Genomic DNA, 25,122 nt, shown 5'->3' on the forward strand with positions numbered 1-25,122 from the left:
CTGTAATGTCTACTGAGATTAAAGCCCCCGTATTCCCGGAGTCGGTCGCAGAGGGTACCGTCGCGACCTGGCACAAACAGCCTGGCGAAGCCTGTTCACGTGACGACCTGATTGTCGATATCGAAACCGACAAAGTGGTTCTCGAAGTTGTCGCACCTGCAGACGGTGTAATCGAGGAAATTCTTAAAGGTGAAGGCGATACCGTAGAGAGCGGTGAAGTCATTGGTAAATTTAAAGCGGGCGCTGCGGGCGACTCCGGTTCTTCGGAGAGCAAAGCCAGCAGTGCCAGTGCGGATAAAGGTGAAGCCAAGTCTGAGCAGAGCCAGGAGTCCGGCGACGCGATTCTGAGCCCGGCTGCGCGTAAGTTAGCTGACGAAAACAACGTTGATCCGGCTGCTGTAAAGGGCACTGGAAAAGACGGGCGCGTTACGAAAGAAGACGTTCAAAATCATGTGGATACTTCCAAGTCTTCAGGTGGTTCCGCAAAAGCAGCTGCACCGTCTGCTATGCCCGAAGTGAACGTGGCTGCTGGTGAGCGTCCTGAAAAGCGTGTGCCAATGACCCGTTTGCGGGCCAGCATCGCCAAGCGACTGGTTAATGCGCAACAAACAGCCGCCATGCTGACGACCTTTAACGAGGTTGATATGGGGCCTATCATGGAGCTGCGCAAGGCATATCAGGACAGCTTCGTGAAGCGTCATGATATCAAGCTGGGCTTTATGTCTTTCTTCGCCAAGGCTGCCACGGAAGCGTTGAAGCGTTTCCCGGCTGTGAACGCGTCTATCGATGGTAACGATATGGTTTACCACGGCTACCAGGACATCGGTGTTGCCGTATCCACTGATCGCGGCCTGGTTGTTCCGGTACTCCGTGATACGGACGCAATGGGCTTGGCAGATATCGAGAAGAAAATTGTTGAGTACGGCACCAAGGCGAAAGGTGGCAAGCTTGCGATTGAAGATATGACCGGTGGTACCTTTACCATTACTAATGGCGGTATTTTCGGATCCCTGATTTCTACGCCGATCCTGAATCCGCCGCAAACAGCGATTCTGGGTATGCACAAAATCCAGGAACGCCCCATGGCGGTCAATGGCAAGGTGGAAATCCGTCCGATGATGTACCTTGCACTGTCCTATGATCACCGCATGGTGGATGGCAAGGAGGCGGTACAATTCCTTGTGGCCATCAAAGACATGCTTGAGGACCCGGCGCGCATTCTGCTGGACGTGTGAGCTGACACCTAACGAATCGGAAAACAGGATTTACTATGTCTGATAAGTACGACGTAATTGTTATTGGCGCAGGTCCTGGTGGCTATGTTGCTGCCATCAAAGCGGCTCAGCTTGGTCTCAAAACTGCGTGTGTCGAATCTTGGAGCTCTAAAGATGGCAAGTCACAGGTTCTGGGCGGCACCTGCCTGAACGTGGGTTGTATCCCGTCTAAAGCTTTGCTTGAGATTTCCCATAAGTTTGAGGAAGCAAGCCACGACTATGAAATGCAGGGCATCATTGCCAAGGATGTCAAAATCGACATCGCCAAAATGATGGAGCGCAAGGACGGTATAGTAAAACAGCTGACTGGCGGTATCGCCGGGTTGTTTAAAGCTAATGGTGTCACCTCTATTTATGGCCACGGCAAGCTGTTGGCTAATCGTCAGGTGGAAGTGACTGACAAGGACGGGAAAACCAGCACCTACGAAGCGGATAACGTTATTATTGCAACGGGTTCCAAGCCTATCGATATCCCGCCTGCGCCTATGACGGAAGGCTATATTGTCGATTCTGAAGGTGCGTTGGAATTTGATAAGGTGCCAAAGCGTCTTGGCATCATTGGCGCTGGGGTTATCGGCCTTGAGCTGGGTAGTGTTTGGGCCCGCTTGGGCGCTGAAGTGACTGTGCTGGAGGCGCAAGATACCTTCCTGCCGGCGGTTGACCAGCAGATTGCAAAAGATGCACTGAAGCAGTTCCGTAAGCAGGGCCTGGATATTGTCATGGGTGGCCGCGTAACCGGTGCCGAGGTCAAGCGCAAGCTGGTTAATGTGAGTTACGAAGACAGCAAGGGTAAGCAGGAACTGAAGGTCGACAAGCTGATTGTTGCCGTCGGTCGCAGACCTTATACCGATAACCTTTTGGCAGCCGATTCCGGCGTAAGTATGGACGAGCGCGGTTTCATCTTTGTTGATGAGAAGTGCAAGACCGAAGCGCCGGGTGTTTGGGCTGTAGGTGATGTAGTGCGCGGCCCAATGCTGGCGCACAAAGCTTCGGAAGAGGGTGTAATGGTCGCTGAGCGCATCGCTGGCCAAAAGCCCCAGGTAAATTACGACTGCATTCCCAACGTTATTTACACCTCGCCGGAAGTGGCTTGGGTAGGCAAGACGGAAGAGCAGCTCAAGACTGAAGGCGAAGCCTACAAGGTTGGTACTTTCCCATTTGCGGCGAACGGCCGTGCAATGGCTGCAAATGCCGCCTCAGGTATGGTGAAAATTATTGCCGACGAGAAAACTGATCGAATTCTGGGTTTCCACGTTGTTGGGCCTCAGGCATCAGAAATCGTTGCCCAGGGCGTTATTGCCATGGAGTTCGGTTCCAGTGCAGAAGATCTGGCGCTGACCTGTTTTGCACATCCGACTCTTTCGGAGTCTGTGCATGAGGCGGCCCTGGCAGTCAACGGTGGTGCGATTCACATCGCGAACCGTCGCAAAAAGAAGTAACGCAAAACAGGAAGTAGGGGCGTCCGTAATGGCGCCCCTTTATTATAAAAAGACAGATTTCCGTTTGCGATCGTGGTGAGCTGAGGTGATCCCCTGCTCATCGAACAGAATTCGCGTTTAAGGCTCCTCATCCGGGGAGTGGCGAGTTCACTGCCGTACGTGGTTATCCTCCATCAAAAAGCGGGACACTAACTATGAATTTGCATGAATATCAGGGCAAACAGCTTTTCGCTGAATATGGCCTGCCCGTATCTCAAGGCATTGCCTGTGATACTCCGAAAGACGCGGTTGCAGCCGCTGATGAAATTGGCGGCAATGCGTGGGTGGTTAAAGCCCAGGTTCACGCGGGTGGCCGTGGTAAGGCTGGCGGCGTAAAGCTGGTCAAGACCAAAGACGAGATTCGCGAGTTTGCTGAAAAGTGGCTGGGCAAAAACCTGGTGACTTACCAAACAGACGAAAACGGCCAGCCGGTCACCAAGATTCTGGTTGAGTCCCTGACCGATATTGATCAGGAACTGTATCTGGGGGCGGTTGTCGACCGTGCCTCCCGTCGGGTCGTGTTCATGGCGTCCACCGAAGGTGGTGTCGAGATCGAGACGGTTGCTGAAGAAACACCGGAAAAGATCCTGAGAGCTGAGATCGATCCGCTGGTTGGTGCACAGCCATTCCAGGGCCGCGAGTTGGCATTCAAGCTTGGGCTGGAAGGCAAGCAAATCGGTCAGTTCACCAAGATTTTCATGGGTCTGGCGAAGCTGTTTGAAGAGCGTGACCTGGCTCTGTTGGAAATCAACCCGCTGGTTATTACCCCAGCCGGTGACTTGCACTGCCTGGATGCCAAGATTGGTGTTGACGGTAACGCACTGTATCGCCAGAAAAAGATTCAGGAAATGCACGATCCTTCCCAGGAAGATCCTCGTGAAGCCGAAGCTGCCAAGTGGGAGCTCAACTATGTAGCGCTGGATGGAAATATCGGCTGCATGGTTAACGGTGCGGGCTTGGCCATGGGCACCATGGACATCATCAAGTTGTCTGGCGGTGAGCCAGCAAACTTCCTTGACGTTGGCGGCGGTGCAACCAAAGAGCGTGTTACTGAAGCGTTCAAGATCATCTTGTCTGACGACGCAGTACAAGCCGTTCTGGTTAACATCTTCGGTGGTATTGTCCGTTGCGACATGATTGCTGAAGGTATTATCGGTGCAGTCAAGGAAGTGGGCGTCAAGGTTCCTGTGGTTGTGCGCCTTGAAGGCAACAACGCTGAGAAAGGCACCAAGGTACTTGCTGAAAGTGGCCTGAACATTATCGCCGCCACCAGTCTGGCGGATGCTGCAGAGCAAGTTGTTAAAGCCGCAGGGGGTAAATAATGAGCATCCTGATCAATAAAGACACCAAGGTTATTTGCCAGGGCTTTACTGGCGCACAGGGTACCTTTCACTCTGAGCAGGCTATCGAATACGGAACCAAAATGGTCGGTGGCGTAAGCCCGGGTAAGGGCGGCACTGAGCATTTGGGCCTGCCGGTATTCAATACCGTTCGTGAAGCAGTAGAAAAGACCGGAGCCGAGGCTACCGTAATCTATGTTCCTGCTCCGTTCTGTAAGGATGCGATCATTGAAGCGGCAGATGCCGGTATTGAGCTGATCGTGTGCATCACTGAGGGCATTCCGACCATCGACATGCTTTACGCCAAAGAATACGTTGATCGTAAAGGCGTTCGCATGATTGGTCCTAACTGCCCGGGTGTGATTACTCCGGGTGAGTGCAAGATCGGTATTATGCCGGGCCACATTCATAAGCCAGGCAAGGTGGGTATCGTATCCCGTTCCGGCACCCTGACTTACGAAGCGGTCAAGCAGACCACAGACTTCGGCTACGGCCAGTCTACCTGCGTAGGCATTGGTGGCGACCCGATTCCAGGCTCCAACTTCATCGATATCCTTGCACTGCTGCAGAATGACCCGCAGACAGAAGCGATTGTGATGATTGGTGAAATTGGCGGTACTGCTGAAGAAGAAGCGGCTGCATTCATCAAGGATAACGTCACTAAGCCAGTGGTTGCCTACATTGCCGGTGTTACAGCACCTCCGGGCAAGCGTATGGGCCACGCCGGTGCCATCATCTCTGGTGGTAAGGGCACGGCAGACGAGAAGTTTGCGGCTTTGAACGATGCCGGCGTTAAAACTGTTCGCAGTTTGGCCGATATTGGTAAGGCTCTGAAGGAAGTAACTGGCTGGTAAGTTAGTTTCTTTCGTGAAAACCCCCGTTTCTGTTCTGCAGAGCGGGGGTTTTTTATTTATAATGCTGGGTCGTCTGATCTAGTATGGGCGAATCCCATTCAAAAGAAGGAGTTTGTGCTTTGAGTTCAGTAGAGTCCCAGCAACGGGTTTTGTCTGGTATGCGTCCGACCGGCAAGCTACATCTAGGTCATTACCATGGTGTGCTAAAAAACTGGGTGAAACTCCAGCACGAATTTGAGTGCTTCTTCTTTATAGCCGATTGGCATGCCCTGACAACGCAATACGACGACCCGTCCGGCATAGAACAAAGCGTATGGGATATGGTGGTCGACTGGTTGGCGGCGGGGGTGAATCCTGGCTCATCCACCATGTTTATCCAGTCTCAAGTACCGGAACACGCAGAGCTTCACTTGCTGTTGTCCATGATTACACCGCTGGGCTGGCTGGAACGCATTCCCACCTATAAGGATCAGCAGGAAAAACTGCGGGAAAAGGATCTGGCAACTTATGGGTTTCTTGGGTATCCACTACTGCAGACGGCAGACATTCTTATGTACCGGGCAGGCAAGGTGCCTGTAGGCGCAGACCAGGTCTCCCATGTGGAAATCACCCGCGAAGTGGCACGCCGCTTTAACCATCTTTACGGGCGTGAACCCGGTTTTGAAGACCAGGCAGAGGCGGCCATCGTGAAGATGGGTAAGAAGAACGCCAAGCTCTATCGCACACTCAAAAAGCGTTATCAGGAAGAGGGCGACATGGAAGCGCTTGAAACTGCCCGAGCGTTACTTATGGAGCAGCAGAATATCTCCCTTGGTGATCGTGAACGCCTTTACGGCTTCATCGAAGGTGGTGGCAAGATCATATTGCCTGAGCCACAGCCCCTTTTAACGCCCGATTCAAAAATGCCGGGGCTGGACGGTCAAAAAATGTCCAAGTCCTATAACAACTACATTGGGCTGCGGGAAGATCCCGATACCGTCGCTCAAAAAGTTCGTACCATGCAGACAGATCCACAGCGAGTGCGTCGCACTGACCCCGGCGAACCTGAAAAGTGCCCTGTTTGGGGTCTGCACAAGGTGTACTCCGATGAGTCCACCAAAGAGTGGGTTCAAACGGGCTGTCGCAGTGCCGGCATAGGCTGCCTGGATTGCAAAAAGCCATTAATTGACGCAATTGTGGAAGAGCAGCGCCCCATTCGTGAGCGGGCTCTTGAATATGAAAACAGTCCAGATCTTGTACATTCCATTCTGCAGGAAGGGCGTGAGCACGCGCGGGACGCTGCAAGAGATACTCTGGACGAAGTTCGAGCTGCGATGGGATTGAGCTATCGCTAAGCCAGATCAGGCTCCATTAGCGCGGGTATCAGGTAAGGAGGTTGTTGACCTTCCTAATGACCTGTATATCCCGCCGGATGCCCTTGCGGTGTTTCTTGAGGCTTTTGAAGGCCCGCTAGATCTATTGCTGTATCTCATACGGCGCCAGAATATGGATATTCTGGATATAGACGTCAGTGAGATAACCCGGCAGTACATGGAATATATTGGCGCCGTAGAAGTCATGCGCTTCGAGCTCGCAGCTGAGTACCTGGTAATGGCGGCAACACTTGCGGAGATCAAATCCCGTATGTTGTTGCCACGGCATGAGGCAGAGGAAGACGATGAGGTGGATCCGCGTGCAGAGCTCATTCGTCGACTGCAACAATATGAGCGTTTCAAAAAAGCCGCTGAGGATATTGATACCCTTCCGCGCATGGAGCGCGACACATTTACTGTGTCCGCATCCTTGCCGAAGCTTCCGTCAAATCAAGCGCACCCAGACGTTGAAATGCGTGATCTGCTTCTTGCCTTGCAGGGCGTACTGAGCAGAGCTGACCTTTTCACCAGTCATCACGTTGAGCGGGAAAGGCTGTCCACCCGCGAGCGCATGTCCGCTATTTTGTCAGTGTTGCGGGATGATCAGTTCGTCACCTTCCAAAGCCTGTTTACCATTGAGGAAGGGCGGTTAGGGGTGGTGGTGACATTTCTGGCGACCCTGGAATTGGTGAAAGAGCAGCTGATAGAAGTGGTACAGGCAGAAGTGCTTGGCCAGATTCACGTGCGTGCGCGGGCGGCACGTTAGAATAAATATCGCATTGGAACGCCGCACTGAGAAGGCTGATAGCCATCATGAATGAAGAAAACCTCGCTAAAATTCAGGCGATTGCCGAAGCGGCGTTACTTGCAGCGGGCAAGCCTCTAACTCTGGACCAGCTAAGAGAGTTGTTCCCAGAGGATGAGCGCCCGGCGCGGCAAGTTATGGAGCACGTAATGATGCTTGTGGGCAATGCCTGTGAGGGTCGCGGTTTCGAGCTGCGCAAGGTTGCTAGCGGCTATCGCCTACAGATTCGTGAGGAGTTCGCGCCTTGGGTCAGTCGCCTTTTTGAGGAGAAGCCTCAACGCTACTCCCGTGCTCTGCTGGAAACTCTGGCCCTGATTGCCTATCGTCAGCCAATCACTCGCGGTGAAATTGAAGATATCCGGGGTGTTGCGGTAAGCAGCAATATCATTCGCACCTTACTTGAGCGAGAGTGGGTCCGTATTGTAGGGCATCGAGATGTTCCTGGCCGACCGGCTATGTATGCGACAACCCGTCAATTTCTCGACTATTTCAATCTTTCCGGCCTGACTGAATTGCCACCTTTGTCTGAAATCCGGGATCTGGAAGAAATCGGTAGGGAAATTGAAAAGAATATACAGGCTGAGATCGAGTTTGATTCAGCATCAGTTCAGCCCACTGGCGACAACACGCCAGATCAGACATTTCACTGATACCATTCGGGTGTCAGTCAGCGATTAAGGATTAAGTTCATGGCGTCAGAACGCCCCGGAAGAAAAGCGAAACCGGCCGCAGATACGGCTATCAATGACGAGCCAGAGCGGATTCAAAAATTGTTGGCCCGTGCTGGAGTAGGCTCACGTCGGGAAATAGAAGGCTGGATGGAATCCGGACGTCTTATCGTGAATGGTGAGCCTGCAGTGCCCGGCCAGAAAGCCACGGTAAGCGATACGTTTGAATTGGATGGAAAACGACTGGACGTCGCGGCAGCCGCTGTTACGGTGCGTCGGGTTCTTATCTATAACAAGCCAGAAGGCGAAGTCACTACCCGTAAGGATCCCGAGGGCCGGCCAACGGTCTTCGATCGTCTGCCAAGGCTGAAGGATAACCGTTGGATATCCATCGGCCGATTGGATATTAACACTACGGGTCTCGTACTGTTCACCACCGATGGTGAGTTGGCCAATCGCCTTATGCACCCCTCCAGCCAGATTGACCGGGAATACGCCGTCCGGGTGTTCGGTGAGGTGGATGACGCCATGATAGCTCGCTTGATGGCGGGCGTTTTGCTCGAAGATGGTATGGCAAAGTTCAGCGATATCACTCAGGCCGGTGGAAGCGGCATAAACCGCTGGTTCCACGTTACGCTTCTTGAAGGTCGCAACCGTGAGGTTCGTCGTTTATGGGAGTCTCAGGGTGTACGGGTAAGCCGGCTTAAGCGGGTGCGCTATGGCCCTGTCTTCTTGCCAAGCCGGCTGACGCTTGGGAAGTGGGAGGAGTTGGACCAGAAAGCGGTCGATAGCCTGAGCAAAAAAGTTGGGCTTGCCTCTGTGGATATACCTCAGAAAACCCCGGACGAGCAGGCCGCACATGAGCGGCAGAGACGAAAAAGCCCTGGAAGCGGAGGCAAGAAGCCTGGAGCCAGGCGCTGGGATGTCAGTGACACCAAGCCCGCCCGTAGTGGTGGTTCTGATAAGGCCCGTGGCGGTGCCGGAAAGCCACAAAGAGGAACGGGCAGACCCCGGAAATCCCATTCCGACAAGTAATATCTGAAATGCATAGCCTGGGTGCCGCAGGCCCCAGGCTATTCATCCAATGCTTGCAAATACTCTAGTGCAGTTCCGGCCTTGAGCCTTCGCCCTGTAAAGAGCCTCATCGGCGCGGGCTATCTATTGGCTCGGGCTTTCTTCACAAAGGTGCCTTGCTAGGCCGCAGCTGATGGTTACAGATAGCTCTGTACCGCCACAATCTATCTTGATATCGCCAACCGCATTTCTTACGCGGTCAGCAACGTCTCGCGCTTCCCGCTCACCGGTGTGTGGTAGCAAAATCGCGAACTCTTCACCACCAAACCGGTACACGCTGTCTGAGTTTCTGATCGCGTTTTCAATTGCTTCTGCGGTCAGTTTCAACAGGTGATCACCTACTACGTGGCCGTGTTGGTCGTTTACAGTTTTGAAATGGTCCAGATCACAAAGGATCAGCGTGTATTCCTCTCCGTGCCTGTCTGACAACGAGCTTGCTCGCTGAAGGTGTTCATCAAGCGCACGCTTGTTGGGGATTGATGTGAGCGCATCCGTTAGAGCTGCTTGTTCAATTGCAATATATTGGCAGGTATTGCGCAGCGGAAAGATAGCGGCGCTGATGACCATCTCGATGGCTTGGAGCTCATCATCCGTAAACCTCTTTCGGCGGTTTAGCGTGAGCGTACCGTAAAAGAACCCTTCCAGGTTAAGGCGGTATTCACATTGGTGGGGGCCGCCCATGCCGGTAGCAAACACGAAGTCACGGTGTGCGATTGTATGGCGGTAGCTCAGCGCATCGAAGGGGATAGCATTGCCAATTTCTTCCGCCAGAATTCCCAGCTGAGTTTCCAGCGAGAGCGTAGTGGATAGCCGGCGCGTCAGCCGTGTGAGTGGGTCGGGGCTGTTTGACCATCGCTGAAACGCCTGCCTGATTGCAGACAGATTTATTGGCTGTTTGGTGGTTCGTTGTATCGACGGTGTGTTTTTCACTTGGGCTCACTCACTGGCAAAGTGTATCAATGCTTCAGGAAGCTCTAAGCACCGATCGTGCCATGATCTTTAAATTGTTTATAAGCAGTTATTTAGGCGATGAACTTAAAGCGGTTTGGTGACGGAATCTGTGAAGGTCGAGCTAAGCGTCAAAAATACGACAAGCCTGTTCCTGCACAAGTGCAGGCCGAAATAAAATGCCTGTTCAGGAGGGGTGGGGATGTAGAATCCCTGTGGTAAACTCACGGTCTTGTATTCGCCCCATTTTCAGAAGTGAGCACCATTTCGTATGACGTTTCAGGCTCCAGAAAGTCTTTCCGAACAGATCGCCCAGCATTTGGGGCAGCGGATTGTTACACGGGATCTGAAGCCTGGTAGCCGCATTCAGGAACTCAAGGTTGCCAGCGATCTTAGCGTCAGCCGGGGGTCCGTGCGCGAAGCCTTGTTAATTCTTGAGCGGAGGCACCTGGTTGAGATATTTCCCCGCCGGGGCGCAGTGGTTTCCAGCCTGACGGTGGCCAGCGTCAACAATCTTTATGATATTTACATCGACCTGCTCTGCATGCTCGGGCGAAAACTCGTTGAGCGTTGGGCCGGTAATAAAGAGCTGGGCGGAATTCTTGGGCGGGTTCGTGAGGTTGAAGCAATAGCGCAAGCTGTGAACTCGACTGGGCCGGATGCTGCCGAGAAAGTGATCGAGGCGGGCTTTGAGGTTCTGCTTTATGCCTATCGACTGGTGGAAAATCCGTTTCTGGAGGAAACGCTCGAAAACTTCCGGCCTGCCATCAGTCGTACCTATTTTGTTGCGCTTGAGAACTTCCGGGGCGGCATAGGCCAAACCGCCGCCTTTTTTCAGCAGCTTGCAGAAGCTGCGCTGATTGGTGACGCAGCTCGTTTAGAATCTGCAATACAGGCATTTGGTGAGCATCAGCGCCAACAGGTCCTGAGTATTCTCATGGAGGAGGAGAGCGCGTGACATGCGCCTGAAGTCCATCAAGCTTGCCGGGTTCAAATCATTCGTTGATCCCACTACCGTGCCTTTTCCTACCAACCTGACTGCGGTAGTCGGGCCTAACGGTTGTGGTAAATCCAATATTATTGACGCCGTTCGCTGGGTAATGGGGGAGAGTTCCGCCAAGTACCTGCGAGGCGAATCCATGACTGATGTTATCTTTAATGGTTCCAGTTCCCGCAAGCCGGTTGGTCAGGCGTCCATTGAACTGGTGTTTGATAACAGTGATGGGTCGGCTCCCGGTGAGTTCGTGCGTTTTAACGAGATATCCGTTCGGCGCAGGGTGTCCCGGGAAGGCCAGTCGGAGTATTTCCTGAACGGCACGAAATGTCGACGCCGCGATATTACTGATCTGTTCCTCGGTACCGGCCTCGGCCCTCGAAGCTATGCCATCATTGAGCAAGGCATGATTTCACGGTTGATTGAAGCCAAACCTGAAGAGCTGCGAGTCTATATCGAAGAAGCTGCAGGCATTTCCAAATACAAGGAACGGCGCCGCGAAACCGAAAACAGGATGCGGCGCACCCAGGAAAACCTTGAGCGCCTGACAGATCTTCGTGAAGAGCTGGGTCGCCAGTTACAGCACCTTGAGCGGCAAGCTGCTGCTGCAGAAAAATACAAAGCCTACAAGCAGGAGGAACGCCAGAAAAAAGCCGAACTCACGGTTCTGCGCTGGCAAGCCCTCGATAATGATCTTCAATCCTGGCGTGGCAAAATCCGCGACACAGAGCTAGAGCTTGAAAAGCAGCTTACTGAACGCATCAGCCTTGAAACGTCCCTTGAATCCCTTCGCGACAGCCACCACGAGCGAACAGAGCACTTTAATCGTGCTCAGGCCCGCTATTACGAGGCCGGCGCAGATATTGCCCGCATTGAGCAGAGTCTTGAGCATCAACGGGAGCGCAGTCGGCAAACCGCGGTGGAATTGGATCAAGCCATGGCCAACCAGCGCGAGCTCACTCGCGAGCTTGCCCAGGACGAAGACAAGCTGTCTGCTATCCGTGAAGAGCTGGAGATGATTGAGCCAGAGCAGGAAGCTCTTGCTATTCGTTCTGAAGAATCCGGAGAAAAGCTTCAGCTGGCGGAAGACGCCATGAGTGAGTGGCAGCAACGCTGGGAGGAATTCAGTTCACGGTCGGCTGATGCTCGTCGTGAGGCAGAGCTTGCCCAGTCACGCATCAAGTCTCTTGAGGAGGCCATAGATCAGCTTCTTGCCCGTCAGCGCAAACTTCAGGAAGAGCAGGCGCAACTGGATGACCAGATTGATCGAGATGAGCTACAGGATTTCCAGGAACGGCAGGAAACGCTTTCGCTGCAGCGCGAGGAAATGGCTGAGCGCATTGAAGCGGAGCAGGATGAGTTGCAGCATGCCCGACAAAATCAACGGGATACTGAAAAAAGCCTGACAGACGTACGGCAACGGGTGCAGAGTTTACAGGCTGCACTGGAATCCCAGCAGTCGCTTCTGGATGAGCAAATGGGTGGTCAGAATGACACGCTGCAAGCGTGGCTCTCAGAACACCGGCTTGGTGACCTGCCACGGGTTGCCGCCAAGCTGCAAATACAAGATGGCTGGGAATTTGCTGTAGAGCAGGCGATTGGTCGCCTAAGCCAGGGGCTCTTGTTGCCAGAAATTGAACACATTTCAATGGCTTTACAGAGCGCGCCAAAAGGTCTTGCTGTGATGGAGGTGGGTGCTGGCGACAAGGCATCTGCTCAAGGCCTTGCAGCAAAAGCGACCGGTGTCGCTGCGGTAACAGCCATGTTGGCAGGCATCGACGTTGCCGACACCCTTGAGGAGGCGTTGTCGCAGAGGTCGGCGCTGGCAGAAGGGCGCAGCATCTTTACCCCCGAAGGTGTTTGGGTGGCGAAGGATTGGGTGTTGATGCCTGATTCGGATGTCAGCCAGATCGGCGTTATCGAGCGGCAGAAGAAAGTGGATGAGCTGGCGGAGCAACTGGCACAAGCCGAGCATTCTCAGGAAGAGGTGGTCGCTCGTTATGAAGCACTGCAGGCGCAAACAGAAAGAGCAGAAGCTGCACGGGATGAGGCGCAGGCCCAGCTAAGTGAAACTGATCGTGAACTCAGCCAGGTCGTGTCCAGGATCAGTGGTCTTCGTGCGCGGGCAGAGCAGATTGATGCGCGGCTTGCACGGATTCATGAAGATGCTTCGGATGTGGCGCTGAACCTCGAGGGTCAGCAGGAAAGCCTGGGCATCGCCCGTGAAGAATGGCAGCAGGCGTTGGTGCAGGCTGAAGACGGTGACGATGAAAAAGAGCGCCTCCTGGAGCAGCGCGACGTACTTAGAGAAAAGCTTGATGGCCTGCGCCAGGAAGCACGTCATGATCGGGATCACGCCCACCAGCTGCAATTACAACTGCAAACTCTGAGTAGTCAACGAGATGGCCTGAGTCAGACTATAGATCGTATGCAGTTACAGAAAGAACGGTTGGAAGAACGGCTTGAAATGCTCAGAGAATCGAGAGAGAGCGCGGAAGAACCCGTGGAAGATCTGCAAATGCAGCTCGAAGGGCTGCTGGATCGACGTCTTGCCGAAGAAGAAAAACTTGGCGTGGCCCGAGACGCGTTGGAAGAAATTGATCGCGAGGTGCGTGAGAAGGAGCAGGGTAGAAGTGGCACCGATCACCGGGTGCAGGATGTTCGTACCAAGCTGGAAAAGCTGAAAATGGAATCTCAGGCTCTTGAGATCCGAGCGGGGAATCACATTGAGCAACTTGAAGAGCTGAATGTGAAGTTGCAGGAAATACTACCGCAACTGCCGGAAGGTGCCACTCAGCACGAGTGGGCAGAAGAGCTGGAAAAAATTGGTAATCGTATTCAGCGCCTTGGAGCCATTAACCTTGCTGCGATTGACGAGTATCAGGTGCAGAGCGAGCGCAAGACCTATCTCGACAGCCAGCATGAAGATCTGACCGAAGCGCTGGATATTCTCGACACTGCCATTCGCAAGATCGATCGGGAGACGCGCCAGCGCTTCAAGGAAACGTTTGACCAGGTAAATGCCGGCCTTCAGGCCCTGTTCCCGAAGGTGTTTGGTGGCGGCAACGCATATCTGGAACTGACTGGTGAGGACCTTCTGGAAACGGGTGTGGCTATCATGGCGCGCCCACCGGGTAAGAAAAACAGCACCATCCACCTGCTTTCAGGCGGTGAAAAGGCCTTAACGGCCATTGCGTTGGTATTTTCGATTTTTCAGCTCAATCCGGCGCCTTTCTGCATGCTGGACGAAGTTGACGCCCCCCTGGACGATGCAAACGTTGGACGTTATGCAAATCTGGTCAAGGAAATGTCAAAACAGGTACAATTTATATACATAACCCACAACAAAATTGCTATGGAAATGGCGGACCAGCTGATGGGGGTTACCATGCACGAACCTGGCTGCTCGCGCTTGGTTACTGTGGATGTGGAAGAAGCGGCCGCTCTGGCTGAAGCCTGAAATATCGCTGACCAGAAAACCGCAAAAATGACAAAAAGGCCATGTGATGCGGCTTTGCGTTGTATTCATTACGGGCTTTTTTTAGAGTATCAGCCGGAGCCCTTTATTCGCTTCCGGATCTGATCTGCAAACAGGACAGCAGCACTATGTCACTTAGGGAATGGTTAATTGCCATCGGCACCTTGGTTATCCTTGCCATTGTTATCGACGGATTGAGGCGCATGCGACGCGCCCGCAAAGAATCTATTGCGATTTCATCCGGTATGGGTGTTGATGACTTGAAAGAGTCTCCGCTGGATGACTACCATAATCCTGAGCTCCCGAACGGTGGGGCGAGGGCGATTTCAAAAGATACACTCGAAGAGCGTGGTTACGTGCGGCGTGAAAAGCCCTCGCGTTTTCAGGCTAAGCCACAGAAGCCAACACGACCTGTTCAAGAAACACTTGGGGAAAACACGTTTGCATCCGATGACACGTCATGGGGGCATGAACCGCCCGAAGATAATGTCGATGACTGGGAGCTGGAAAACACGGATGCAAATCCTGAAGAGGACGAATGGTCGTCTGCTGAACCGGATGATTTGACCGCTGATACCGGTTGGGGGGCATCAGAGGAAGAACTGCCTGTTTCCGAGCCTGCTGAAAGCCCTGCTATTGATGTCGAAGAAGATACCGCTCGTCGAGAGCCGCAGAGAAGCTCTGGCGCAGACCAACCTTTGGCGGGAGCCAATCGCCCGGAAGCCCGTGAGGTTATCGTTATAAACGTGCTTGCTCGCCAGGGGGAAGAGTTCAGCGGAACCGCTTTGCAGAAACTGTTTGAGGCATGTGGCCTGGCTCACGGTGATATGGAAATTTACCATCGCCATGAGGCAGAGAATACCACCAGCCCTGTACAATTCAGTGTTGCAAATGCCGTAGAGCCAGGCACGTTCAAGCCGAATGATGCGGCTGCTATGACAACACCTGGCATCAGCTTTTTTATGAGTATGCCAGGGCCAACAAATGCACTCCAGGCCTTTGATTTTATGCACGAAACGGCCCAGTGTGTGGTCCGAAATCTGGGTGGCGAACTCAAAGATGAACGGCGCAGCGTGATGACAGCCCAAACCGTAGAGCATTGTCGGCAGCGCATCCGTGAGTTTGAGCGCAAGCAGCAAACGCCACGCCACTGAGCCGGTCTGGGACAGAACGAGAAATAACAATGCCCGGGTTTGTCCGGGCATTTTTTTGACAGCCAAGAGCACTAAGCTATGACCAAGCCGTTACCGGAAACGATCAAGCGGGTAGATGAGTTGCGTTCCGCCCTTGATGAACACAATTACCGGTATTACGTGCTGGATGATCCCGGCATCCCGGATGCTGAGTACGACCGCCTGTTTCGGGAGCTTCAGAATCTTGAGGCGGAGCACCCGGGGTTGGAATCTGCAGACTCGCCTACTCGCAGGGTAGGGAGCAGTGCTGAAACCAGCTTCGAGGAAGTTGTTCATCGCTTGCCCATGTTGTCGCTCGACAACGCTTTTAATGAAGACGAACTCCGAGACTTTGATCGCCGGGTGAGAGAAAGGCTGGGCACGGATGAAGACGTTGAATATGTCTGTGAGCCCAAGCTCGATGGTTTGGCGGTTAGCCTGCATTACGAACAAGGCTCCCTCACTCGGGCGGCAACGCGGGGCGATGGTTATGCCGGCGAAGATATCACAGCCAATATCCGCACTATCCCATCGGTCCCACTGCGGCTTAGAGGCAGTGACGTACCCGATCTTGTGGAGGTAAGAGGTGAAGTCTATATGCCTCTTGCCGGCTTTGAAGCGTTGAATGCAAGGCTGGAAAATCAGGGCGAAAAAGCCTTTGTGAACCCGAGAAATGCCGCTGCTGGAAGCTTGCGCCAAAAGAAATCAACGGTCACCGCACGGCGGCCACTGGAGATGTGCGCCTACAGCGTCGCGGTCACAGACGAGAGCTTGTTGCCAGACACACAGTGGGAGGGGTTGCAGCAGGTTCAGCGCTGGGGATTCCGGATTAATCCCGAAATGCGCAAAGCGGTTGGCGCCGGGGAGTGCCTAAAGGCTTATGAAGAGCTAATGCAGAAGCGCGGTGGGTTGCCTTACGAAATAGACGGCATCGTGTTCAAGGTAAACCGATTGGATTATCAGCAAGCCTTGGGATTTGTTTCCCGTGCACCACGCTGGGCAATTGCCCAGAAGTTCCCTGCCCAGGAAGAGCTGACCGTTGTTGAAGATGTTGAATTTCAGGTTGGGCGCACCGGCGCTGTTACACCGGTTGCACGCCTGAAGCCGGTGTTTGTCGGGGGGGTGACGGTCAGCAATGCCACTCTCCACAACATGGATGAGATACGCCGGCTGGATGTTCATATCGGCGATACTGTGTTTATCCGCAGGGCTGGCGACGTTATTCCTAAAGTTGTGAAGGTGGTTCTGGAAAAGCGCCCGGCAAACGCCCAATCGGTGGAGCTTCCCAAACAATGTCCTGTGTGCGACTCGGATGTTATCCAGATTGAAGGCGAAGCTATCGCGCGTTGCTCGGGTGGTCTTTTTTGTCCTGCCCAAAGAAAAGAAGCGATCCGCCACTATGCCTCCAGAAAAGCCCTGGATATCGAAGGCCTTGGTGATAAATGGATCGATATTCTGGTTGACCAAGGCATGGTTAAAACCGTTGCAGACATCTATCTGCTGACCGTCAAGGATTTAACTCGTCTGGAGCGAATGGGTGAGAAATCGGCTACTAATCTTGTTGAAGCCATCGATCGCTCACGGCAGCCGGTTCTCTGGCGTTTTCTGTATGCATTGGGTATCCGGGAGGTGGGTGAGGCTACGGCAAAGTCCCTGGCATCTCATTTCGGCACTCTGGAGGCTGTAGCAGAGGCAGACATGGACGCGCTCATCGCTGTGCCAGATGTTGGGCCAATTGTCGCTGGCCATATTGGCAGCTTTTTTGAGCAAACCCACAACCGCGAGACTCTCGAAGCCCTTCGTGCCGCAGGTGTTAAATGGCAGGAAGAGGAAGTTACCGGCGGTGAAAAGCCCCTGCACAGTCAAACCTGGGTGCTCACTGGAACCTTATCTGAAATGACCCGTGATGAAGCCCGGGAAAAGCTGGAAGCCCTTGGTGCAAAGGTTGCGGGCAGCGTGTCGAAAAAAACATCCTGTGTGGTGGCGGGTGAGGCTGCGGGTTCCAAGCTCACAAAAGCTGAGCAACTTGGCGTAAAAGTTATGGATGAGGTGGCCTTGCTGGATATGTTTAAAGAACATGGTTTGTTATAGGCACTGGATTCACAATTGGCGGGCAACTGTCCCGGCGAAGTTCGGCTGGCCGGTGAATCTGAGAACTCGCGCAGATACCCGGTTTCCGAAACTGGCTAACATGGAGGCACTCTGTAACTGTGTGTAAATCGGTGGTTTCCGCCAGGATTCACGCACTGCTATAACAACAACGTTCTGAAACGGATTTTTCCATGCGCGCCGAGTTGTTTCCCCGCCCTGTCACCGCTTTGCAGGTGAGTATTGCTCTGTCACTTACCCTCATTGCTGCAGGCTGTAAAACCGAGAAAGATCCCGACCAGCCGACAATTCTGGGTATTCCGCCAGGGGTTGCCTACATAGGCGTTGAGTATTATTACAACTTTGGTGCCTATGGCGGGGAGGACATACTTGACTACTCGTTGACCAATGCGCCTTCCTGGCTGGCTTTGGAAGATACCAGCAACAAGGCCCGACAGGGCATTATCATGCGCGGTGTGCCAGGCCTGAATGGCGGAGCCCGGGGCGATGCCGACCTTGGTAAGCTGACGAATATTAATCTGGTGAGCACTGACGGGCAGATGGCGGGCGCAGTGCCATTCGATATTGAAGTAAAATACAACGTGCTTTCACTCGAAGCCGAGACGTTTACAGAAGGAAAATCTCCCTCCATTCCAGACACAAACCGGGAGCGCTGTGAGTTGCCCGATCTGGAAACCCCGGGAGAGCACAGCTTTACCGTCAATACCTATGATGCTAATGGTGCGGTGACTGCAAGCCCCCTCGATCTTACGTTGCCCACCAGGCCGGTTTTCGTAAAAGTACTGCTGGATCGTCCATCCGTAACCCGTGTCGCCGTCGCTTTCGAATTGATATCGGATTACAACCCACAAAGTTGCGACCCTGGCTTTACGGCGCCCCATCAACGGTGTGACCACGGTCGAGCCAACACTGGCGACGCTATTCCCGGTACCGATATTGTGGCTCTTGGTAGCGGCAGTGAGGCACTGCTCGAAGACATTCCCTATCTCACTTATGAAACGGATCCCGCAGGGGCTTATCCTGGTGTCTATACAGGAGGCGTAATCACCTTCGAACCAGGTATAACCGAGTGCTACATTCGTCTGGAAGTTGTAGATGATAGCTTCCCCGAACCTACAGAAGTGGCACAGTTGCGCCTGACAGAAGTGCGCTCAGGTCTCGCGGCGGTTGGGCCAACCAATGAGGGTGCTCGCACTAATCTGGTTATTGATGACAACGAGCCAGAAGTACACCTGGAGACGGTTAAAGGCGGAACCCGCGATGCGTTGAATGTGGGCGACTCCCGCACGTACATTGCGCGCCTTACTGGTGAGCGAGATGGAGAGATTCGGGCGAAGCTGGGCCATACGGAAGATTCGTCGGCGCGGTTGAATACCGAATTCGGGACCGATCTACCCAACGACGAGTTGGTATTCCCCGTGGGCACAGATGAGGTTAGCTTCACAGTGACGGTTGAGGACCCTGCTTCCTACTTCAATGCGGGGCCGGATGATCGTTTTATGCTTCTGGGGCTGGATACGCTCTATCAGCTTGGCCGAGAAAATTACGCCCGGGTTGACGACGAAGACGTACTTCGCGTCAGCATTAATGAGCTGACATCGCCGTTGACCGTTGGCTCTAGAGTTGGCTTTGTCGCAACTGATGTTGTGGTGGGGCATGGCGGCAAAATGTTCGTGGCCGGTTACGATAGTGCCGATAGTGACCGGGTGTTTGTGAAAATATACGACCAGAAAGGGAATCTACTGCAGTCGCTTTCAGTATCCGCGCCCGGAGACCAATTAGCAGCACCGGATCCGGTCGTTGGTGTGGCGAGACGTGAGGTGGTGCAAAACAATATCCGCACGATCCGCTATGAACTTGTGGTGGCATACACTGCGGAAGGCCCGGCAAGTGGTACGACCGGAGTCGGTGGGAAGGATGTTGTTTCGTCGTTGTATTGGTATGACGAGGCGAGCAATACCGGAGAATATGTAGAAACCTGGACCACTCGCACTGGTACCACTGCCGACGACATAGTTCGCTCGGCAGGTATCAATCCCGCAAGCGGATTTGTCGTGATTGCTGGTGAAACCGAGGGTGAATGGCCGGATCAAACCTCCGCTGGCGGTTTTGACAGCTTCGTGCAGCGGATAGATTCATTACCTGACGGGAACACCTTTGCTCCGACATTGGCTTGGACTCGCCAAGCTGGGTCCGCCGCAGACGACCGTGTTGCTGGCGCAAGGGCAACGGGGCTTAGCCCGATATTGTTTGGGTCTGCCATGGGTTCGGTTAACGGTGAGTCGTCACTGGGAGGCGAAGATGTCTATTTTTACAGCGCGGCATCAAAAGATGGTGAGCTTAACGTGCGCCAGCGTGGTACAGACGCGGATGAGCAGGTTGCTGACGGCATAGTAGAGGGAACCACTTTGTGGTTGCTTGGGAATGGCAGCAACCGATACACCGTAGAGCAGGGCGACGGAGACAGTTTGAGCCTGACAAGTCAGCCGGACTCCAGCCTGAGTGGCTTCATATTGGGCTATACCATTGAAGGAGAGATTGTTCGCTCGTTTAACTTGAATGATGAAAACGATCTTTCCAGCGAGCAGTTTTCGACATTAACCGGCTTTTTCGGAGACTTGATTGCCGGAGGTGTTTCCGATGGTGATTTCACCGGTTCCGCAGGAACCAGTGGCTCAGAAACTGGCATCGTTGCGCGAATATCATTGGTGCCCGAAGACGAGCCGGATGCAGAAACTGCAGCATATCGTAATGAGTGGCGCTTTCAGATAAATGCCGCAGACTCGAACGTTATGAAGCTGGCCAATTACCGGGATGACGAAGTTGTGGCGCTGACACGTATCGGGGCGGATTGGGCAATACTGCTGCTGAGCCCTGAGGGTACGCTGCTGACACCTTAGTCTGCAGCATATCTGCCGCTTTAATGTCTAGACATTGCCTTGTTGTCCGCTGGCGCTGGCATACAGGCGAAGGTAGTCTGTGCTGGTGACAATGCCCACGGGCTGGCCTTTGGCATCAATTACAAGGGCCGCGCTCAGTTGATGTGCCAGCATGAGCCTGGCTAGTTGGTGAGCATCTGTTTCGGGAGAGGCTGTAAGGAATGCCGGCAACTCTATTTGGGTCAGGCTGTGGCTCATGGCATCGGCCTGATGTTCGTGGAGCCATGCCAGGAGCCATTGCTGTGCTACGAGCCCTGCAATGTGAGTATCGGCAGTAACCACCAGATGATTGGCGCCTTGCTCTTCCAGCAAGGTGATTGCTTCAGCCACCGTCCCAGAGGCGGGCAATGAGTAAAGCACAGGAGAGCAGATGGACGAAACTGGCAGATATGGCCGTTGGTCTTTGCGCTCGCCTGAAACAGCTGCGCCATACTCTTCCAGTGCGCGATGCCGGCCTGACCGAGCAGCAAGTTGAAATTCGGCATCCGTAGCTTCGCCGCGTTCAGGATCGATGGGTTGACCCTCTGTCAGCTCACTGACATCACCCACGCGTCGCCCCCGAAATACTTCCGGCAACCTTGTCCCTACTGGACGACCTGGTTCGCTAACAAAAATGGACACCTGTCTTACCCTCTGGAGAACAGACCTATCTGTTAAGTGTATCGGCGCCTTGGCGCAGAGCATTAGCTAAAATTGATTACGAAGACGCCACGTTTGGCCTATGCATGCGAGCAGTAGCCAGCTTTTTTGCCAAAGACCGAGGCAGAGCCGTTGGCTGTCCGGATATCTGATCTGCCATAAACTCGGCAAGCAAAGGGGCATAAGTAAGGCCCTTGCTGCCTAACCCTGTAAAAAGGTAAAGCCCTGATACTGCTACTCCGGAGCCATCATAAAATGGCCCTGCTACGGGCTGGTAATCATGGGTTGTGCAGCGAAACCCGACACGGCCAGTAAGCCGCTCTGGCAGATCGCTGCTCGCCATGCCTGGTGGCAGCATTTGCGGAACCATGGCTGAAAGCGCCCTGATATTTTCCCGATGGCTTTCGGTTGTGGGCTCGGGCTCACGGTCGTGAAGATCAAACGTTGCTCCAATAACTGCCTGTCGCTGTCCCTCAAGACCGTGGGCCGGATTGAGATACCGGGCTCCACAGATAACAGCACTGGGGCTGGCGGCAAGGGCTTCAGGTAGATGAGTGACCTGGCCTCGAATGGCCTTGAAGCGAAATGCACCCGAGCCAGGAATCAGCAGCGGGCTCAAGTGCCCGGCACAGATAACAACACGGTTTGCCTGAATGTTCGGGCTGTCATTGTTTGTTAAGGCAAGGCGCCATTGGTCTCCAGTGGCCACCATTTTCGTTATAGAACAACCAAACATTTTGTGTATGCGAGGGTGCATGGCAAGCGCATTGCAGAGCTTGCCTGGCTCAAGCCAACCGCTGCCCGGAAACCATAGTCCACCGCTCTCCAAGGCTGCGCCGGTCAGTGTTTCTGCCTCTTCCCTGGATACTTGTCGCAATACATCTTTTGGGTACTGGTTACGTTCGATAAACCGGCGCTGGCGATCCTGCTCGCCGTCACTCCAGGCAAGTTGAAGCAGCCCGGTCGGATGCCAAAGCGGCCCTCCCTGGTTGCTGTAAAAACGCTGGCTGAAGGTTAGTGCTGAGAGTGCGAGTTCGGTTTGGTGATTAAATTCCACACCCAGTTTGACGTACATTGCACCCTGAAGGTTTCCAGATGCCGCCGATCCAGCATCGTCGGCAGCGTCCACGAGCGTGACGGAGTAGCCGCGTTGCGCGAGGTTGTTTGCAAGCAGGCAGCCTGCAATACCAGCGCCAATTACAGCAACAGACATGCCTGGTTCCGCGGGCTTGCTCTGCGCGGGAGAAGGCCCCTTGCCGGGCTGAAAGATGCCATAGAAACTATCTGGCTGACTGTCGAGGCTATTGCAGGCCTGTTTGAGAAAGCCTGCTTTTTCAAGTGCAATCTGGCAGGCCTGGGTAGATTGCGGAGCGGCGAGGGTAGTGCCGGGCCTGCTGAACTTGTGGATATGGTTGGTGGTCTCTTCCGGGCACGCTCCCCGGCTTTCGGCTGGTGAGCCGACATTAAAAAACCATGCGTCAGCCAGAAAAGAAACTGTGTCATAAGCTTCATGCCTAGCACCAAATATAAGGGTCAGGCGAACTCTGCCACCCTCCAGCACCAGGCGATGGGTGCCGCGAATCAAGGCCGGATAATTGGCAATCAATTCATCCGAAAACTCGCGAAGTTCTGGCCGTCGGGAAAGAACTTTTTCAAGATCCTGCCGGCTTAGGGGACAGCGGGCTGCTGAGATAAAGTGCAGGGTGGCTGAATGTGATGGGCCAAAAGCTCGCCAGGCCTGCCACGCGGCAAGAAAATTAAGGCCCGATCGGAAGCTGTTTTCAGCAACCACAAAACAGCCTGCCTCGGGCAGCGCGGCAAAACGTGCTGGCAGGTCATTGAGTTTGATGTATGCCTGGCTGGATTCTGACACGTCATCGAACCAACCCAGCTCCGCCGGCGTTATGGCGGGCGGAGCTGGCGAGGGGTTCATCGTGGTGCCTTGTTGCGTTGTTTTATTCAACCAGAGTAACGCTCTCGATGATCACAGGGTTCACCGGCACATCGGCCATGCCCCGAACACGTGCAGTTTTCACTCCGGCAATATTGTCTACCACCCCCATTCCCGCGGTTACCTTTCCGAAAACGGCGTAGCCGGCTCCTCGAACACCTGCGTTGAGGAAATCGTTGTTTGCGACATTAACGAAAAACTGGGACGTGGCTGAATCCGGGGCGTTCGTCCGAGCCATGGCAACAGTGCCACGCAGATTAGGCAAGGTTGCTGAGGCTTCGTTTCGGACCGGCGAGCGGGTTTCCTTGCGGGCCATGTCCTTTGTGAAACCGCCACCCTGAACCATGAAACCCGGAATAACCCGGTGGAAAATCGTGCCATCAAAGAAGCCTTCGCGAGCATACTGCAGAAAATTTTCTACGGTTTCCGGTGCCACATCTGGGCGAAGTTGCAGCTCTATAGCCCCCTGGTTAGTCAGGATGCGCACTTTCGGAAGCGCCTGATCTGCACTATCCGTATCGGTCTGGGCGCTTGCGTTAAGTGCAACGAGCGACAGGCCAAGAAGCATAAGTACGACCTGGATCACGTTGCTAAAGGGTTTTACCAAATTTGTCATTGCCGGGCTCTCGCTTAGTATAGTTGTGAGTGAATTTCCTGTAATAATCAGGGGGCTTCATGAATGCCCCGATCTTAACAGATATGTTTGTTTTTTCGGGACACACGCCCGCGCAGAATGTGCGGTTGTCAGCTAATATTTTGATGGTAGTTAAGCAGTAACATACTCACCGGGTCGCGTTGTACGGTAATCACTGTGGGAAATGGGAGAGGCTTAGTGAGATTCCATAAAGGGTTTGAGGAAAAATCACGACTCGGGCGACTGCTGGTCAATCGCGGTTATTTGTCTGAGAGTCAGGTTGACGAGGGTCTCAGATTACAGCGTGAGAGTGGCGTGCGTCTGGGTGAGGTGTTCATTGCGGCAGGCTGGATAACCGAGAAAGAGCTCGGCCGTGTGTTGAAGCATCAGTCCCGTTATCGCAGTGCGGCGGCCATGGTTACCATGGCAACGCTTCCATTTCAGCCATTGGTGACATTTGCAGCGAGCAACAACGCGAATGCAGCTCAGGCAGCAGAAGCCGGTGAGTTATTTGATGCGGCTGGAATGTCGCCGCTGACAGAGGATGAGCTGTCTGCCGTTGCCGGGCAGGGCAACAGCTCTTTATTTGATCGGGTTGAGATTGTTAGTGGTATGGCTGGCGGCTCTGGTTCTGACGAGGGCGCAGGTCAAGTGGAGCCTGATGTCATAGAGGGTATGAAACTCACAGCCAATGTGTTTTTTCCGGTACTCAACGTTCTGGACTCAGACCTTACGATCACCGGCGTCCATTATCGCGACGGGGAGCCGCGCTACACGGTGGCTGAAAATGGCCGGGTAACCATGGCATTTCCGGAGCGCATTGAAGAGATTCGAATGGACAATATTCGGGTCAGCGGTGGAGGTAGCCCATCCATGGGCAACGTCAGTATTCAGGACATCAGTTTTCACCCTGATTCGAGCATGACTATCTATACGCGATAATCAGGCGCTGGCAAGTACCGTTCGGTTTGATACGGTTGTTTGCTGGCCCTTTGCACCATAAAGTTTTTGCTGGCCAGAAGCGCCCCGGAATATGTCTGTAAGCCGGGTAAGGCGTTTTTGAAGATGGTTTATAATGCGCCCGTTGTTCTCATTAAGAATATGGCACTCCCGAAGCTTTGAATCGGCTTCTTGCCAAAGGGCGTAAAGCTCATCAAGCCCGGCACTGCGAATAAAGCGGGAAGGGTCACCAGAGTCTGGCCGAAACCCCATTGCTACAAGCGTGCGGATTTTTTGCTTTGCACGCTCGCGAATGTCTCCCAAAACTGCGTTTTTTTCTCGAGTCAGAGTATCGAGTGCTTTGGTATCGGAGTCGGACAGGCAGGTTTTTTCGTTCTTCAGGATGTCCGCCAGGGTTTCAAGCTGACGGATATCCAGCGAAAGGAGATTCTTCAGATTATCAATTGCAGCCAT

General features: G+C 53.7%; 19 protein-coding genes. 14 read left to right on the forward strand and 5 right to left on the reverse strand.

Going from position 1 to position 25,122, the window contains the following annotated elements; translation table 11 throughout:
- Positions 1-5 precede the first annotated feature (5 nt).
- The 8 genes from odhB (at position 6) to rluB (ending at position 8,806) form a co-directional block, all read left to right on the forward strand.
- Complete coding sequence (gene odhB / locus RG807_RS07780; RefSeq protein WP_309044382.1) at positions 6-1,235, forward strand: 2-oxoglutarate dehydrogenase complex dihydrolipoyllysine-residue succinyltransferase; 1,230 nt, start codon at positions 6-8, stop codon at positions 1,233-1,235.
- Between the two features lie 35 nt (positions 1,236-1,270).
- On the forward strand, positions 1,271-2,713 hold the full coding sequence (lpdA, locus tag RG807_RS07785) for a dihydrolipoyl dehydrogenase (RefSeq protein ID WP_298446960.1): 1,443 nt from the start codon (positions 1,271-1,273) through the stop codon (positions 2,711-2,713).
- Between the two features lie 194 nt (positions 2,714-2,907).
- On the forward strand, positions 2,908-4,074 hold the full coding sequence (gene sucC / locus RG807_RS07790) for an ADP-forming succinate--CoA ligase subunit beta (RefSeq protein ID WP_309044383.1): 1,167 nt from the start codon (positions 2,908-2,910) through the stop codon (positions 4,072-4,074).
- Entirely contained in the window at positions 4,074-4,946 is an 873-nt protein-coding gene (gene sucD, locus RG807_RS07795; protein WP_309044384.1) for a succinate--CoA ligase subunit alpha, read from the forward strand. Before sucC ends, sucD begins: the two co-directional genes overlap by 1 nt.
- A gap of 119 nt (positions 4,947-5,065) precedes the next feature.
- Entirely contained in the window at positions 5,066-6,280 is a 1,215-nt protein-coding gene (locus tag RG807_RS07800) for a tryptophan--tRNA ligase (protein ID WP_309044385.1), read from the forward strand.
- Entirely contained in the window at positions 6,273-7,064 is a 792-nt protein-coding gene (locus tag RG807_RS07805; protein WP_309044575.1) for a segregation and condensation protein A, read from the forward strand. Before RG807_RS07800 ends, RG807_RS07805 begins: the two co-directional genes overlap by 8 nt.
- Before the next feature lie 47 nt (positions 7,065-7,111).
- The gene (gene scpB / locus RG807_RS07810) at positions 7,112-7,753 is read left to right on the forward strand and encodes an SMC-Scp complex subunit ScpB (protein ID WP_309044386.1); all 642 of its coding nucleotides are present in this window, start codon (positions 7,112-7,114) and stop codon (positions 7,751-7,753) included.
- Between the two features lie 39 nt (positions 7,754-7,792).
- Positions 7,793-8,806: a 23S rRNA pseudouridine(2605) synthase RluB gene (gene rluB / locus RG807_RS07815; RefSeq protein ID WP_309044387.1), complete on the forward strand. Its 1,014-nt coding sequence runs from the start codon at positions 7,793-7,795 to the stop codon at positions 8,804-8,806.
- A 123-nt stretch (positions 8,807-8,929) separates the two neighbouring features.
- Here the strand turns inward: rluB and RG807_RS07820 are convergent, their stop codons facing one another.
- A complete protein-coding gene (locus RG807_RS07820; RefSeq protein WP_309044388.1) occupies positions 8,930-9,775 on the reverse strand; it encodes a GGDEF domain-containing protein in 846 nt (281 codons plus the stop codon).
- Between the two features lie 289 nt (positions 9,776-10,064).
- On the opposite strand from RG807_RS07820, the gene RG807_RS07825 reads away from it, so the two are divergent.
- The 5 genes from RG807_RS07825 to RG807_RS07845 all read left to right on the forward strand — a co-directional run bounded on the left by RG807_RS07825 (position 10,065) and on the right by RG807_RS07845 (position 20,446).
- On the forward strand, positions 10,065-10,751 hold the full coding sequence (locus RG807_RS07825) for a GntR family transcriptional regulator (protein ID WP_309044389.1): 687 nt from the start codon (positions 10,065-10,067) through the stop codon (positions 10,749-10,751).
- Between the two features lies 1 nt (position 10,752).
- Positions 10,753-14,247: a chromosome segregation protein SMC gene (gene smc, locus RG807_RS07830; RefSeq protein WP_309044390.1), complete on the forward strand. Its 3,495-nt coding sequence runs from the start codon at positions 10,753-10,755 to the stop codon at positions 14,245-14,247.
- A 146-nt stretch (positions 14,248-14,393) separates the two neighbouring features.
- Positions 14,394-15,419 carry a cell division protein ZipA gene (gene zipA / locus RG807_RS07835; protein ID WP_309044391.1) on the forward strand — a complete coding sequence of 342 codons (1,026 nt, stop codon included), beginning with the start codon at positions 14,394-14,396 and terminating at the stop codon, positions 15,417-15,419.
- A 78-nt stretch (positions 15,420-15,497) separates the two neighbouring features.
- Entirely contained in the window at positions 15,498-17,528 is a 2,031-nt protein-coding gene (gene ligA / locus RG807_RS07840; RefSeq protein WP_309044392.1) for an NAD-dependent DNA ligase LigA, read from the forward strand.
- Between the two features lie 191 nt (positions 17,529-17,719).
- Positions 17,720-20,446: a hypothetical protein gene (locus RG807_RS07845; protein ID WP_309044393.1), complete on the forward strand. Its 2,727-nt coding sequence runs from the start codon at positions 17,720-17,722 to the stop codon at positions 20,444-20,446.
- Positions 20,447-20,473: 27 nt separating this feature from the next.
- On the opposite strand, the gene RG807_RS07850 is transcribed toward RG807_RS07845, so the two are convergent.
- From RG807_RS07850 to RG807_RS07860, 3 genes are all read right to left on the reverse strand, one after another.
- Complete coding sequence (locus RG807_RS07850) at positions 20,474-21,106, reverse strand: CBS domain-containing protein (protein WP_309044394.1); 633 nt, start codon at positions 21,104-21,106, stop codon at positions 20,474-20,476.
- 76 nt (positions 21,107-21,182) lie between these two features.
- Positions 21,183-23,057 carry an FAD-dependent 5-carboxymethylaminomethyl-2-thiouridine(34) oxidoreductase MnmC1 gene (gene mnmC1 / locus RG807_RS07855; protein WP_309044395.1) on the reverse strand — a complete coding sequence of 625 codons (1,875 nt, stop codon included), beginning with the start codon at positions 23,055-23,057 and terminating at the stop codon, positions 21,183-21,185.
- A 22-nt stretch (positions 23,058-23,079) separates the two neighbouring features.
- Positions 23,080-23,643, reverse strand: coding sequence for a peptidylprolyl isomerase (locus tag RG807_RS07860; RefSeq protein ID WP_309044576.1), 564 nt, complete (start codon positions 23,641-23,643; stop codon positions 23,080-23,082).
- 264 nt (positions 23,644-23,907) lie between these two features.
- Between RG807_RS07860 and RG807_RS07865 the strand changes: the two genes are divergently transcribed.
- Positions 23,908-24,651, forward strand: coding sequence for a cyclic di-GMP-binding domain-containing protein, MshE-related (locus RG807_RS07865; protein WP_309044396.1), 744 nt, complete (start codon positions 23,908-23,910; stop codon positions 24,649-24,651).
- Here the strand turns inward: RG807_RS07865 and RG807_RS07870 are convergent, their stop codons facing one another.
- Positions 24,652-25,122, reverse strand: a complete 471-nt coding sequence (locus RG807_RS07870; protein WP_309044397.1) for a flagella synthesis protein FlgN — start codon at positions 25,120-25,122, stop codon at positions 24,652-24,654. It lies immediately after the preceding gene.

The sequence above is a fragment of the Marinobacter sediminicola genome (assembly GCF_031157525.1).
GTDB classification, from domain to species: Bacteria; Pseudomonadota; Gammaproteobacteria; order Pseudomonadales; family Oleiphilaceae; genus Marinobacter; species Marinobacter sediminicola.